12 protein-coding genes are annotated in these 13,978 nt (G+C 45.5%); 2 read left to right on the top strand and 10 right to left on the bottom strand.

Annotated features, from left to right (window positions below; genetic code table 11):
• Positions 1–9 precede the first annotated feature (9 nt).
• From G7035_RS14925 to cymR, 3 genes are all read right to left on the bottom strand, one after another.
• The gene (locus G7035_RS14925) at positions 10–531 is read right to left on the bottom strand and encodes a PRC-barrel domain-containing protein (RefSeq protein WP_016819088.1); all 522 of its coding nucleotides are present in this window, start codon (positions 529–531) and stop codon (positions 10–12) included.
• 135 nt (positions 532–666) lie between these two features.
• The gene (locus tag G7035_RS14920; RefSeq protein WP_019688315.1) at positions 667–1,818 is read right to left on the bottom strand and encodes a cysteine desulfurase family protein; all 1,152 of its coding nucleotides are present in this window, start codon (positions 1,816–1,818) and stop codon (positions 667–669) included.
• A 389-nt stretch (positions 1,819–2,207) separates the two neighbouring features.
• Positions 2,208–2,627: a cysteine metabolism transcriptional regulator CymR gene (gene cymR / locus G7035_RS14915; RefSeq protein WP_013372613.1), complete on the bottom strand. Its 420-nt coding sequence runs from the start codon at positions 2,625–2,627 to the stop codon at positions 2,208–2,210.
• Between the two features lie 304 nt (positions 2,628–2,931).
• Here cymR and mnmA point away from each other — a divergent pair, with 304 nt between their 5' ends.
• Positions 2,932–4,053: a tRNA 2-thiouridine(34) synthase MnmA gene (gene mnmA / locus G7035_RS14910; protein WP_025365607.1), complete on the top strand. Its 1,122-nt coding sequence runs from the start codon at positions 2,932–2,934 to the stop codon at positions 4,051–4,053.
• Between the two features lie 522 nt (positions 4,054–4,575).
• Here the strand turns inward: mnmA and G7035_RS14905 are convergent.
• Both G7035_RS14905 and G7035_RS14900 read right to left on the bottom strand, forming a co-directional pair.
• Positions 4,576–4,926 (bottom strand): hypothetical protein, encoded by a 351-nt coding sequence (locus G7035_RS14905; RefSeq protein ID WP_016819093.1) that lies wholly within the window; start codon positions 4,924–4,926, stop codon positions 4,576–4,578.
• Positions 4,927–4,940: 14 nt separating this feature from the next.
• A complete protein-coding gene (locus G7035_RS14900) occupies positions 4,941–6,146 on the bottom strand; it encodes a WXG100 family type VII secretion target (RefSeq protein ID WP_045244584.1) in 1,206 nt (401 codons plus the stop codon).
• Positions 6,147–6,432: 286 nt separating this feature from the next.
• Here G7035_RS14900 and G7035_RS14895 point away from each other — a divergent pair, with 286 nt between their 5' ends.
• Positions 6,433–7,263 carry a PPK2 family polyphosphate kinase gene (locus G7035_RS14895; protein WP_016819116.1) on the top strand — a complete coding sequence of 277 codons (831 nt, stop codon included), beginning with the start codon at positions 6,433–6,435 and terminating at the stop codon, positions 7,261–7,263.
• A gap of 106 nt (positions 7,264–7,369) precedes the next feature.
• Here G7035_RS14895 and crcB (G7035_RS14890) read toward each other — a convergent pair whose 3' ends face one another.
• The 5 genes from crcB (G7035_RS14890) to G7035_RS14870 all read right to left on the bottom strand — a co-directional run bounded on the left by crcB (G7035_RS14890) (position 7,370) and on the right by G7035_RS14870 (position 13,907).
• Positions 7,370–7,735 carry a fluoride efflux transporter CrcB gene (gene crcB / locus G7035_RS14890; protein WP_019688317.1) on the bottom strand — a complete coding sequence of 122 codons (366 nt, stop codon included), beginning with the start codon at positions 7,733–7,735 and terminating at the stop codon, positions 7,370–7,372.
• A complete protein-coding gene (gene crcB / locus G7035_RS14885; RefSeq protein WP_016819118.1) occupies positions 7,732–8,133 on the bottom strand; it encodes a fluoride efflux transporter CrcB in 402 nt (133 codons plus the stop codon). Before crcB (G7035_RS14885) ends, crcB (G7035_RS14890) begins: the two co-directional genes overlap by 4 nt.
• 85 nt (positions 8,134–8,218) lie before the next feature.
• Complete coding sequence (locus tag G7035_RS14880) at positions 8,219–9,529, bottom strand: replication-associated recombination protein A (protein WP_019688318.1); 1,311 nt, start codon at positions 9,527–9,529, stop codon at positions 8,219–8,221.
• Between the two features lie 276 nt (positions 9,530–9,805).
• Complete coding sequence (locus G7035_RS14875) at positions 9,806–11,947, bottom strand: HelD family protein (protein WP_019688319.1); 2,142 nt, start codon at positions 11,945–11,947, stop codon at positions 9,806–9,808.
• A gap of 133 nt (positions 11,948–12,080) precedes the next feature.
• Entirely contained in the window at positions 12,081–13,907 is a 1,827-nt protein-coding gene (locus G7035_RS14870; RefSeq protein WP_019688320.1) for an ABC transporter ATP-binding protein, read from the bottom strand.
• Positions 13,908–13,978 lie beyond the last annotated feature (71 nt).

Here is a 13,978-nt window from a genome sequence, read left to right as displayed (position 1 = left end):
AAACTCACCCTATCCATTAACAGAATATATGGCTTTTTCCAGACGCTGCTCGCTTAACGGGGGAACCATAACAGCATTTTCCCCGATGGACATATCTTCGGTGCAGGGCAGCCATTTCCGCCCTTCAATAATATCCGATACAAAACCATCGCTGATTTCCAAGCCTATTATGTTATTGCCCATTTCCTGGTCAAAATAAACATCCGAGATGTGCCCGAGCATAAGCCCTTCCTCTGTTAGCACGGATAAATCCTTCAGTTTACCGGGTCCAAGCAAGTACGTATGTTGTATATCATGGGCCTCTGTTTTACGGACGGCCTGCTGATTGCGAATCATAATCGCATCCTCACCATAAGCAACGATGTCATCCCAGGCCACCATTTTGACATGAGATGAAAAAAGCCCTTTACCTTCTAGCTCAATCCCTGTAATTCGCCAATCAGCTGTCAACATAAAGTCATGTATTTTACCAATCTGCTTCCCGTCCTCGACATCGAAAACAGCAAGTCCGATCATGTCTTGAAGCCTCATATATAGGGTCCCTCCTTACTATGCAGTCCGAACGAAGGTGCGGTGTTTTTCCTACATGCCTGTCAATACCTTGCTTCCGTTCATGCAATGAAATGGAAACCGCTCCTCCCTTCTTACTAAAATGCGGAGAAATCCCTAGTACCTAGTACGCAGCCGCTTCCATATAGTTTCAATTTTCTTGGCCGTGTATTCCATTTCTTCCGTAGTATTACCCAAACCGAAGCTAAATCGAATCGCTGAATTCAAAACATCTTCAGGAAGATCCATCGCCTGCAACACATGTGATAGCTCTAGAGACCCTGAAGTGCAGGCTGAGCCGCTGGCCGCTGCGATTCCTTCCATATCGAGATTCATCAGCATGGTCTCTGTACCAATGGCCGGAAAGCTAATATTTAGCACATTAGGCACAAAATATTCAGGATCGCCATTGATTATAAACTCATGACTGCCCAGAGAGCTTTCCAACGCTTTTAGCAGCGTTTGGCGAAGAGCCATATCATGTGCTCCTCGCTCTTCAATGGAAGCATTGGCAAGAGTTGCGGCTTTAGCCAGCCCAGCAATGCCGGCGATGTTTTCTGTTCCTGCACGGCGTTTCTTCTCCTGAAGTCCTCCATACATTAGCGGCTGAATGCGTGTACCCTGACGGATATACAGTGCACCCACTCCTTGCGGTCCGTTAATCTTATGGCCAGACACACTAAGTAAGTCAATCGGGAGGTTCCCGCAGTCGATGGATATATGCCCGAAGGCTTGAACTGCATCTACATGAAATATAATTCCATGCTCTCTCGCAATCTGTCCTACTTCTTGGACCGGCTGAATGACGCCCACCTCATTGTTGGCATACATCATGCTGATCAAAAAAGTATCCGGGCGAATAGCTGCCTCAATGTCCGCAGGATTCACACGCCCAAAACCATTGACTGGGACATAGGTCACCTGGTATCCTGCTTTTTCCAGCTCATCGCAAGCATGAAGCACGGCGTGATGTTCAATCGCGGTTGTAATAATATGGCCGGAAGTACGACCATCTGCCGTAGCCGTCCCAAACAGGGCCAGATTATCACTCTCTGTCCCTCCGCTCGTAAATATAATTTCTTCAGGCTTGCAGCCCAAAGAGGCCGCAACGGCATCCCGCGCTGCGCTGACGGTGCGCTTGGCATCGCGGCCAAAGGCATGAACGCTCGAAGCGTTGCCGAATTGGCCGGTCATGATATCCATCATAGTCTGCGCAACCTCAGGATGCATAGGAGTCGATGCGGCATGATCCAGATAAATTCTGTTCATGTTATCCACCTCAAATATAGAACATCTTGTTTTTAGTATTGCCGAAGTTCCATTATATACTTCTTTATTGATATAATGCACTTTAAAAGTTTTTGTAAGAGCATTTCAACTGCAAGTATTCACGGAGACCCCTTGATCCGATTATCGGTGTAAGAAGACAGATACCTCGCAGAGGTCGTACTATAAAAAGCTTTGGCCAAAGCTCAAGCTGCTTATGACGAAATCAAAAAAGGGATTGGTCCGTAAAAAATAACTCTCAGACATGCTCAAGCTTGGTAATTTACAGGATAGACAATTTTAATGTATTTTATATAGAATTAAAGCCCCATATAATGGGGCTAAAACGTTTGATAAACCAAGATCTTTCTCGTTATATACATAATTGGAAATCAAATATAAAACATGTAGTTATCCAATTCATCATGTTCTTGGTATGTGATCAAGTCCTTGAGTGTAGTTGAATCCAGCACTTCAGCAATGCTGTCACGAATTCGCAGCCAGAGCTGGCGTTTTGCCGGATCGTCTTCTTCCGTAAAATCAACTGGAGAAATCGGGCCTTCCAGCACACGAATGATGTCTCCTGCTGTTACGCCTGACGGTTCATTCGCCAAAATATAACCGCCATAAGCACCACGGATACTTTTTACCAAACCTGCATTACGCAAAGGCGCAATGAGCTGCTCAAGATAATGCTCTGATAGCTGATTTTTTTCGGCAATACTTTTTAAAGAAGTTGGACCTTCGCCAAACCTGGCCGCAAGCTCCATCATAATGGTCAGGCCGTAACGGCCTTTCGTTGATATTTTCAATTGTGGCACCTCGCTTATATTAACAATTCCGTTAAACACGCGGAATAATTGGAGTTGTAAACCTCTCTATTCCGATCCTAACCCTCAGCTTATGTTAACATATTAGGGCAGGTAAAGGGAAACATTACGGTAACAATCTTAAAAAAAGTTGCTTTCGAGCGATTAGCAACAGATTTAGCCCGTTTTATGTAGCTTTCTTGCATCGTTCGCCGTGTCGTTTGTTCATCCAAACATCGTAACTTATTATCGTTTATGTTACAATAGGTGGGTTCTACAACAATATTGAAAGAATTGGGTGATGACCATGGCTAAAGCCAATCATGAAACCCGTGTCGTCGTCGGCATGTCCGGTGGCGTCGACTCATCCGTTACCGCGCTGCTGCTAAAGGAGCAGGGCTATGACGTAATCGGCATCTTCATGAAAAATTGGGATGACACGGATGAATTTGGCCGTTGTACGGCTGAAGAGGATGCGGAGGATGTGCGCCGCGTCTGTGAACAGATCGACATTCCTTACTATACAGTCAATTTCGAAAAAGAATACTTCGATAAAGTATTCTCCTATTTTCTTGATGAATATAAAGCTGGACGCACACCCAATCCAGATGTCATGTGCAACCGTGAAATTAAGTTCGGCGAGTTTCTGAACAAAGCGCTGGATTTGGGAGCGGATTATGTTGCTACTGGACATTATGCACGGGTTGTAGAGGAAGACGGCCGCTTTACTTTGCTGCGAGGTGTGGACAGCAACAAGGATCAGACTTATTTCCTGAATGCATTAAGCCAAACACAGTTGTCGCGAGCCATGTTCCCGATCGGTCATCTGCCGAAACCAGAAGTGCGTAAAATCGCAGAAGCTGCGGGACTTTATACAGCCAAGAAAAAAGATAGCACGGGCGTATGCTTTATCGGCGAACGCAATTTTAAGGAGTTTCTGAGTGGATATCTGCCTGCAAAAGGTGGAGATATGGTGGATATTGCTACGGGTGAAGTCAAAGGACGCCACGATGGTCTGATGTACTATACACTGGGTCAACGACAAGGCTTGGGCATTGGCGGCTCAGGTTCAGGCGAACCATGGTTCGTAGCAGATAAGGATCTGGAGAAGAACATCCTGTATGTGGTACAAGGTGATCGTCACCACAGCCTGTATTCTACCAGCCTGATTGCCACGGATGTAAACTGGATTGAAGGCGCAGATGCACGTCCATCTGGCGAATTCCGCTGCACAGCCAAGTTCCGTTACCGTCAGCCTGACCAGCAAGTCACTTTACAATGGCTTGCGGATGGAACTGTGCATGTCGTATTTGATGTACATCAAAAGGCCATTACTCCTGGACAAGCTGTTGTATTTTATGACGGGGAACGTTGTCTGGGTGGGGGAACTATTGATAAGGTTGAAAAACTTCAGCCTGAAACGGTTTGAATGAATGACAATTAACATTGAATAGCCGTAATAAAAAAGTCGTCTCTCCTGATTTGGGAGGAGCGACTTTTTTCTGTTACATGTTTTTAGCCATAAGTCGAAGGGAATTGGTGATCTGCTCTTTATTATGTCTATCATGCTGAACAAACATTTCCTGTAAAAAGGTTTCCAAAGTATACAGGCTATTAGGAATTGGACGCACAAAAGCCGATTCTGGAACCGTTTAGAGTTTCGCAATCATTCGCTTACGCTGAGCAATAGCTTCATTTAGCATCATGTGGTTTCATATTTCTACCGAACGCTACAGATGAGTCGTTGAATGCCTGTACAACGGGATGTTCTTTGAGCGTGACTTGTCCCTTATCAATTATCTGTATAAGCGTCTTAGTGAAGCTTTTGTCCCAGCCCATAATATGACTGACCATATCTTGAATCGACCATGTACCTGCTATGGGTTCACAAAGTAACTCATCTGAGTACGGAGATAAAGCATTAGCATGGATAAGGACTTCTAAAAAAACACTAACTTATTCCCTCTGTAATTCTTTCAACTATTTCTTTATCAAAATCGTCGAGTTCAGACATTAACTGCTCGTACTGTTTTATAGATTCAGAAGTGTTCAATACTCGAAGCACGGCAATACTATAGTGTCCAAGCGTATCAATACCAAAAAGCTTATTTACCTTAGGGTCTCTGAACTGGCTAATATGTCTCAATTTTTCGATTATTTTCTCATTGCATAGTTTCTTTTTAGCGATCTGACTCATTGCATTCAACTGTACCTGATTATGCTGGATATCCAAACATTCCACCAATTGATCGTCGCCTATTTTTCCCTCTCGTATTTCTTTCGATAAAGTAAGTAGCTTCATTTTGTTATCTCCCATCAATCTAGTTTAACTGGCCCATAATTCTCTAAAAGATACTGCCGTTCATCCCTGTAATTGTTCCAAAGGTGTTCTGCAAGGTCCTTATTTCCAATCCTCTCTGCTTCTTTTATCTCGACCATGTAGGCTCTAAGTTCCATAATAATCCTATTTTTGAATTCATATGTTACATCCAGACTAGGAAAACCTTTAGCTTTATCATCAAGAAAATGTTGGTACTCATGCCGCAGTGCACTAATTGAAGCATCCTCATATATATTTAATTGCCCAGGCTTCCCTGATCCCTTGGGGGCATACGCCATAATGTCTCTATCTAGAATCCTAACTTCAACTCCGGCTCCTTGCGTATTCTTAATAATGGTACTCCACTCTTCTGGATGAGAAAGTCGTCCGGGACCATATATATCCCTAAATGGATCAGCATCATTCTTACCTAACATCGTATCAGATAAACGATTCGAAGTCCCTTTAACTTCAATAGTAGCCCCAGATTTCACCTCATATTTTAATGACGAGCCCAATCCAATCTTAGGTTTAATTACCGAACTGACTCCCCCAAATATTCCCGCTGTACCGATCATGTTAGCCCAATGTTCCTTTGACCATGCATTTGTAGGAAACATTGCTTCTCTGATTGTTCCATGTACACCAAAAGTCCAGAAGTTAAAAAAATCATTCCCTGAATCAAACTGCTTGGATGCACGCTCTGCATATCCTTGATACAAACCTTTCGGAATTCCAAACGTCCAATAGTCTAAAAATCCACCTACAGAGTCATAGCGTTTTTCGTACCTGTCCTCCGCAGCAGCCATAAAATCCTCACCAAGCTCTACCAAACTATCTGCTGATTTTTCCAAAGCATTTCTAGTATCTGGAGTAGGGATAGCACATGAATTAGGTGGTGGTGGTAAGCAGCTTGAATCAATATTACCTGCTTCCAGCAAATCAGCTAACCTGAATTTATCCGCATGACGACGCAATTCTTTTGCAATAGAATCTGTCAGTGTAACAAAGTCATTCATATTCTTCTGAGATGTTTGGAAACTATAATAGAACTGCTCTTTGGTCACTCCATCCCAGAATCGTTCCATAGATGAAATTTGTTTTATTAAATTGATATTCATTTGGGTCACTTTTTGCTGTGCAAGTTCGAATTGCTTGGAGATAGTCATAAGCTGCTCAGGTGTTACTTTAATAGTTGTCATATTATACCTCTGTTGAGAGTTCGTCATGACATAATAACACTCTTCAAATTTATGGAGAACCATCTTAATTCCTAATTGTTATAAGAAAGATTAACCTTATTGCCTATGTCTAAAGACTTAAACTTAACTTTTTAATTGTTAAACCTGAAGAAAATTTCGTGACCAGAGGCATCATCAGTAGAAAAATCGCTAATAAAGACCATACATAAGGAATTTTGATAACGCCCCCATTTGGGTATATGATGTAGACAAGATCATTACTTCAATTGAAAAGGAGCGTGCCTTTATGTCTGATTCATTAGGAATGCTGACACCGGGTAAGAAAGTTTCTTTGAAAGAATGGGACCCCAAGGATACGAAGAATATTAAAAATAAAGAAGAAATCCGACAGGAAACAGATCAATTGAAGGAACGCTTCGCAGAATTACAAAGCAAATTATTTACAGAGAAAAAACAAGCCGTTTTGTTTGTATTCCAGGGTATGGATTGCAGCGGAAAAGATGGCGTGATCAAGCAGGTATTTTCTAATCTTAACCCTGCCGGGGTGACTGTACACAGCTTCAAATCACCTACGACTGAGGAATTAAGCCATGATTTCTTGTGGCGCGCCCATAGCGTAACTCCAGGACGCGGATATATTGCGGCGTTCAACCGTTCTTACTACGAGGATGTGCTGATTACGCGTGTTCACGGACAGGTATCCGATAAGCAGGCCAAGCAGAATATGAAGCATATCAAGCATTTTGAACAGTTGTTGCTGGATAGTGGTGTAAAGGTGGTTAAAATCTTTTTACATATTTCAAAGCAATTTCAGTTGGAAAAGCTGATTGACCGGATTGAGAAGCCTCGCAAAAACTGGAAGCTTGATCCGAGTGATTTGCAGGAACGGAAATTTTGGAAGCAATATACCCAATACTATGAGGAGGTACTAGAGCTAAGTGCAACCAAGCAAGCACCTTGGTATGTTGTTCCTTCAGACAATCGTTGGTACAGAGATTATACTGTACTGCGTATTGCCGTCCAAACGCTAGAGGAAATGAAGCTGTCTGACCCTGATCCACGACCTGAACTCAAAGCCCTTTTACCTGAATTATACAAAGAACGAGATAAAAAATAGTTAAATAAGCACAGCACTAAGCTTCCGCCCTCCTATTCACGGCTGATAACGCCTTGAATGAGGGTTTGGAAGCTTTTATGGTGTGCTCACATGTCATTTTGAAAATTTATAAGGTATAACTGACCCTGTACCCGATTGCTGCAGCTATAACTCCTACTATTACAGAAGATAATACATACATAGCCATACGTCGGTATTTATTGTGTTCCATCAGTTGAAGAGATTCATAGCCGAATGTAGAAAAGGTGGTGTAGCCGCCACAAAAACCGGTTCCCAGTAGCATCCAGAGTGCAGGAGACAAATTGTGTTGCGCAAACTCGCCATACAGCCAGCCTAGCAGCAATGAACCGCTAATATTAATGATCCACGTCCCCCACGGGAATACAGTACCCAACCTTTTTCCGGCCCACATGCCAAGCCCGTATCTCGCTAGTGTACCCACCATTCCACCTGCTGCCGCCCACCAAATCATAAATGTTCCTCCTTGGGGGCAACCTGTGTCATTTTTGTGCCTAAACGGATACCTGCCCACGTCAAAAACAAACCCCCGCCTACGCTAAGCAGCAAGTACAATATAGCCGTCAGCATACGATCGTGAACCGTGAGGCGTACAGCATCCACTGTAAAGGTGGAAAAGGTGGTAAATCCCCCTGTAAAGCCTGTTCCGATGGCAAGTCGCCAGCGGGGGTTGATCCGCCACGATCGCAAGGTCACCGTAAAAAACCAGCCGAGAAACAGGCAGCCAAGCCAATTCATTAACAGGACGCCAAATGGAAAGTCTGCCCCAGCCGCAGGCAATAATAATTGTATACTGTAGCGAGCAGAGGTTCCGAGCGCTCCACCTGCTGCGACGAATAGTACGTCTTTCATTTCTTTTATTCCCTTCTTCGCTCTTGCAAGATCATCGTGTAACCTGACAATATCGTACACACTTCGTATATTAAAGTCACATATATCAAGACTGCGACTCCCGCCAACGCTGGTTTTGCCTAATTTTAGACTCATTTCCTTGCTCAGTGGCCTGGTAAAAGGTCTGGCCTGCTATCGAATCGGGTAAATATTGCTGCCTTACATAGTGATTCGGATAATTATGCGGATATTGATAGCCAACATGGCCGAGTTTTTCCGAGCCTTTGTAATGTGCGTCGCGCAGATGTAGCGGCACCTCGGCCGATTTTATATCGTCCATGGCCGACATGGCCCGTGAAATCGCCGTGTATACGGCATTCGACTTGGGACTTTCCACGGCGAACAAAATGGCCTGTGCAATGTTCAGTTTGGCCTCAGGCCAGCCGTTATTGCGGTAGGCCTCAAGCGCACTCACCGCTTGCACCATCGCCTGCGGGTTCGCCAGACCAATGTCCTCGCTGCTCGCTGCAATGAGGCGGCGAATAAAAGTCATCGGGTCCATGCCGAGCTTCTCTACGGCATACAGGAACCAGAACAGCGCCGCGTCGCTGGAACCGCGAATGCTTTTGTGAAAGGCAGACAGCACGTCATATTGTGTGGACTCGTCTGCCTTGACAATCGGGCGGCGGATGGATTCCTCTGCCACTTCCAGCGTCACATGAATCGTGCCGTCTGCCAGCGGAGGGGTCGTGAGCGCCGCTAGCTCCAGTGCGTTCAATGCACGGCGGATATCGCCGTTCGCCATCGACGCGATGTGGTCCAGTGCAGCTTCATCTACCTGAAGCTGCATATAGCCGAGCCCCTTGTCCGCATCGCTCAATGCGCGGCGCATAGCAGCCAGCGAATGCTCCCGGGTTAGCGCTTCAAGCTGAAATAACGTAGAACGGCTCATTAAAGCGCCGTTGACGTAGTGAAAGGGGTTTTCCGTCGTGGCGCCGATAAACACGATCGTTCCCTTTTCCACCGCAGGCAGCAATGCATCCTGACGCGAACTGTTAAAACGATGGACCTCGTCAAGAAACAGAATAGTCTTTTTGCCATACATCGATTTATTCGTCTGTGCACGGTCAATGACTTCTCTTACATCCTTTACAGATGCTTCTACTGCATTTAGACGGACGAAATCACCTTGCGTGTGTTGAGAAATGATATGTGCCAGTGTCGTTTTGCCGCATCCCGGTGGCCCGTACAGCAATATAGAAGAAACCTGATCGGCCTCTATAGCTCTCCGCAGTAGCTTGCCTGGACCCACAACATGCTCCTGTCCAATATATTCATCCAGCGATGTCGGACGCAGGCGGTCTGCAAGCAACCGATTGTTTGGCGTTGACTCCTGGGAATATGAAAATAAGTCCATTTCATTCACTTCCTTATCATTTATGAACGAACACTTTTTTTCATTGAAAACAAGTTCGCCCATACAGCTAAAAGACATGAAAATCCAATCGATCTACTGTATTAAAACGATTATAAACCGCCTCTTATTCTACCATATCGGTTAACAAGTTGCAGATAGCCTGGTCACGGTATAACTGTAGCCTTACATGTGATTCAACTAAAAAGAAAGAACAGCCTAGGACGAAAAATGAATTTCGTGGCTGTTCTTTGGTTGGCATGACCTTCAGCGTTCTAATTACTCCGTTTGCGTCTGTACGTAACTTGGAAGTGGACCGTCATGCAATAGCCACAGCTCATGCAGCGCACGGGTACATCCCACATACAACAGCTTGGCATCCCAAGTCCGTTCTCCATAATGATCCTGGTCGGCATCGGCCATAATAACTGCATCAAACTCCAGGCCTTTGGACAGATATACAGGCAGTACAGACAAGCCGCCTTCATATTGCTTTTTACCACCATCAATCAAATGGACATCCAACCCCGCACTGGTGAAAACCTCATGCAGCTCTACAGCTTCTTTTAAGGTACGTGTCAGTACGGAAACAGTACGATACTCCTTGGAGGAAAGCTCTTTTAGAGCGGTAAGTAAACTCTGTTCACGCATGGACGAGTCGTAAGACACAGTACGCACCGGATCACCGCTACGAAATACCGGAACCGCTGTAATGCCGCCACGTACTCCCTGCTCCAAAATTGTATTTGCAAATTCTATAATTTCCAAAGTTGATCTATAACTCCGTGTAAGTGCAAAATACCCTGTTTGTTCAGGCACAAATAGTGAACTCATTTCCTCCCATGCATGTACACCACGATATTCATGAATTCCCTGCGATAAATCGCCCAGTATTGTAAAGGAATGCCCTTTTACAAACAAATCCAGGAGGGCGATATGAAAAGGTGAAAAATCCTGCGCTTCATCAATGACCACATGGTCAAAACGTTGAGATGATTCTACCTCATGAATCAGCACGTGAAGATACACCAACGCAGTCAGATCCTCTTCACGGATGATCTGATTTCGCAGGTCTGACTGTGTGGCCTTAAAGATGGGAGCCGGCAAAGAAGCCTTCATTTCCGCAGCGGTCTCTGCAGGTAATCCTTTAGTTGCCTGAAAAAGCTGCTTATAAAGCGTCAGTGCGTCATATTGTGGCCATTTTTTAGCATACGCCTTTTCCCGAGATCCGGCTTTTTTCTTTCGTTCCTTGAGCGCAGCCGCCGAAGGTGACTTTTTCAGTTCCATTTCAATCCAGCGATGGACTCTTGCCAGCACACGCTCCTTCCGCTTCGCGAGCGGATAGGGCTTATATTCCTCATTGAACCAATTCAAAATCTCAGTTCGCGGCAGCACCGCCCCATCCCAAGGTGAAAAGTCGCCCTCAGGCACCGAGATAGGCTCCAGTCGTTCCACAAAATCCTGAAGCAGCTTCATAAAATGAACCGATCCCTTAAATCTACCCGGCGCCTCATCCATAGATTCCGTTCTCAAGCTGCCACTTTCAAACCAATAAGATAACGTTTCGGTAGGATCTGCCAGAGGTAAATCCAGCCCCAGCAAGCCTAACGCCCAGTCTGCAAATGTACTTTGCTGAATATTTCCAACCCCCAGCTCTGGAAGTACATCTGAAATATAATCGAGAAACATGTGGTTTGGTGCGAAAATAACCATTTTGTCCGCCGACACCTGATCCTTGTATTGATACAGCAAAAATGCGAGTCGATGGAGCGCTACGGTCGTCTTGCCACTACCGGCTACCCCTTGAATAACGAGGGCTGTATTTTTAGCCGCGCGGATGATCTGATCCTGCTCCGCTTGAATGGTAGATACGATATCCCGTAAACGGTTATCCTTGTTCTCTCCCAAACGATAAACGAGAAACTCATCAGAAACGGCAGGCTCGTCACTTTCACGATTGTACGTATCAGCTACCCGTTCCAGGATTCTTTTACGAATGACAACGTTGCGTTTCAGATACACCAAGCCCTCGACAGTTCCCTCAGGAGCTTCGTAGGACGCCGTTTCTTCACCACCTGTAAACGAATAAAACAAACTGGCAATCGGTGCACGCCAATCAATCACCAGCGGATATGCTGACGTTTCTTCACGCTCCACCCCGATCTTACCGATATAAAGTGGCTTGCGCTGACCTCTACCGCGCTCGTCAAAATCCATACGCCCAAAATAAGGCTCCTGCGAGCTTTTGGTCAAAGCCTGGCGTTTTTCCTCCCGTGCAGATTCCAGTACTTGCTCCGTAAAGTCATGCCCGGTGTACACTGGCGTATTGCGAAGCCGTTCCAATCTCCGATCAATTTCCTCCATAGCAAGCGACAGCCTATGCTGTTCTTCTTGATAGGCACTTTGAAACTTATTCTCCATTTCAGTTACCTCCTAAGAATATCAAGTCTCGATTTCTGCATCTCATCCACTTGCTCCGATACAAAAAAAGGAAAGTAAGCGTAACACATTTGACCACAAAAATCCAACCTTATTTCCTAATACGCCCAATTCCCTACTCTTTCACAAAAGTATGAAGCTTTTCTCCCATCTCCACAAACTGCTTTTGAGCCAACTCGCGGTACACCTGATGGGTTTCTAATAACTCGGCATGGGTTCCTGCACCAGTCACATTGCCTTTGTCCAACACGATAATTTGATCGGAGTGGACCACCGTAGACAATCGGTGTGCAATGACAATCGTCGTGCGTCCTTCCATCAAGTTCGCTAAGGCCTTCTGCACCTCATGCTCGGATGAGCTGTCCAGGCTAGAGGTAGCCTCATCCAGCATGAGGATGTCAGGACTGCGAAGAAGCGCACGCGCAATGGCGATCCGTTGTCGCTGCCCGCCGGACAGCTTCATTCCCCGTTCCCCTACCTCCGTATCGTAGCCTTGAGGTAGATCCATAATAAATGTATCCGCATACGCCATCATGGCAGCTCGTCTGACTTCTTCCAAATCAGCTTCGCGCCCCAAGCCATACGTAATATTATCTCTAACCGTTCCGGTCATCATCGAGCTCTCCTGTGATACATAACCAATCTTCGAGCGCCAGGAGGACAGTGTATATGACGATATCGATTCGTCTCCATAACGAATTTCCCCTGTATCTGGCACATAGAAGCGCTCCAACAATGAAAACAAGGTGGACTTCCCACTCCCGCTCGGTCCCACGAATGCTGTCGTTCGGTTAGCCGGAATGACCAGGTTTGCACGATGAAGAACCTCTTCACCTTCAGTATAGGAAAAAGCGACATCACGAAATACAATATCTCTGCTCTCTTTTGCCGCTTCCTGCTTCAATTCAAGTGGTTCCTCTTCATGGTCTAAAATAGTCTGAATCCGTTCAGTGGCCCCAACCACCTTTTGCAGACGTGAATACAAGGTCGTGAATTGGGCCATCGGTGTAATTACCTGAAACAGTAGCAAAATAAAAGCCACCAAATCACCCGCGGTCAGTACACCCGATGCAACGCGAACACCACCAACACCCAGTATAATAACGAGCACCGCAGTCAGCAAAAAGGTAGAAATGGGACCTACAAGGGCCAATATACGCGACTCCTGCAACCCGAAGCGGAACATACGGTAAATGCGATCCTCCCCGGCCTGTGCCTCTCTGCTTTCCGTTCCGTAGGCCTTCACCAGCCTGATTTCGCCGATAACCTGACTCAGCACAGAGGTCAGATCTGCCATCTCATCCTGTTGTTTTTTGGAGATACGATACATTTTTCTGCCTACCGGAAATAAAATCAGGGCTGTTAGCGGAACAATGGTCAGAATAATGAGCGTCATCACCCAATCCAGATAAAATAACAATGCAATACCACCAATAATGGCAATCACATTAGAGATCAGATTCACGAGATACTCGGTAATTAAGTTCATAATCAGGCTTGTATCATTAGTGACACGACTCATCGTATCTCCTGACCGATTCCGGTCAAAGTATGGAATGGGTAGAGATAAAATTTTATGCCATAAGCGTTTGCGCAAATTAGCCACTATTTTGTGCCCGGCGTAGTTCAACATATAGATCGAAACTGCCGAAGCTACCGCTTGAAGCACAAAAGCGCCAAGCAAACCAATAATGACCATACGGTTCAGTGAAGAAAAGGTTAAGCCATCGATCAACCCTTTAGTCATCATTGGTACGATTAAACCAGCAATCGTCTGAACCAGGGTCAGTATCAGGGCGATGATCAGAATGGCCTTGGGCGGATGCGCACTCGCAATCAGTTTGATAAACCGACCCATACCAGCCTTGTCCGGCCTTTTACCCGGCTTTTCCTTCATCCGATCTTCCTGCTCATCTTGTCGCCCATGTTGTTCTTTTTCCATAAACCATCAACCTCGCTTCCTGTCTGACCATTCTTGTTCAAACAACAACACCCGCGCTCTGCGCGGGTATG

Source organism: Paenibacillus polymyxa (genome assembly GCF_015710975.1).
In the GTDB taxonomy this organism is placed as follows: domain Bacteria; phylum Bacillota; class Bacilli; order Paenibacillales; family Paenibacillaceae; genus Paenibacillus; species Paenibacillus polymyxa.
This window is presented reverse-complemented; position numbering and strand designations above follow the sequence as displayed.

What these genes read in the sequence shown, in the direction of transcription:
- G7035_RS14925 (WP_016819088.1), bottom strand. Translation starts at nt 531, where the DNA reads ATGAGGCTTCAAGACATGATCGGACTTGCTGTTTTCGATGTCGAGGAC.
- G7035_RS14920 (WP_019688315.1), bottom strand. Translation starts at nt 1,818, where the DNA reads ATGAACAGAATTTATCTGGATCATGCCGCATCGACTCCTATGCATCCT.
- mnmA (WP_025365607.1), top strand. Translation starts at nt 2,932, where the DNA reads ATGGCTAAAGCCAATCATGAAACCCGTGTCGTCGTCGGCATGTCCGGT.
- G7035_RS14905 (WP_016819093.1), bottom strand. Translation starts at nt 4,926, where the DNA reads ATGAAGCTACTTACTTTATCGAAAGAAATACGAGAGGGAAAAATAGGC.
- G7035_RS14900 (WP_045244584.1), bottom strand. Translation starts at nt 6,146, where the DNA reads ATGACAACTATTAAAGTAACACCTGAGCAGCTTATGACTATCTCCAAG.
- G7035_RS14895 (WP_016819116.1), top strand. Translation starts at nt 6,433, where the DNA reads ATGTCTGATTCATTAGGAATGCTGACACCGGGTAAGAAAGTTTCTTTG.
- crcB (WP_019688317.1), bottom strand. Translation starts at nt 7,735, where the DNA reads ATGATTTGGTGGGCGGCAGCAGGTGGAATGGTGGGTACACTAGCGAGA.
- crcB (WP_016819118.1), bottom strand. Translation starts at nt 8,133, where the DNA reads ATGAAAGACGTACTATTCGTCGCAGCAGGTGGAGCGCTCGGAACCTCT.
- G7035_RS14880 (WP_019688318.1), bottom strand. Translation starts at nt 9,529, where the DNA reads ATGGACTTATTTTCATATTCCCAGGAGTCAACGCCAAACAATCGGTTG.
- G7035_RS14875 (WP_019688319.1), bottom strand. Translation starts at nt 11,947, where the DNA reads ATGGAGAATAAGTTTCAAAGTGCCTATCAAGAAGAACAGCATAGGCTG.
- G7035_RS14870 (WP_019688320.1), bottom strand. Translation starts at nt 13,907, where the DNA reads ATGGAAAAAGAACAACATGGGCGACAAGATGAGCAGGAAGATCGGATG.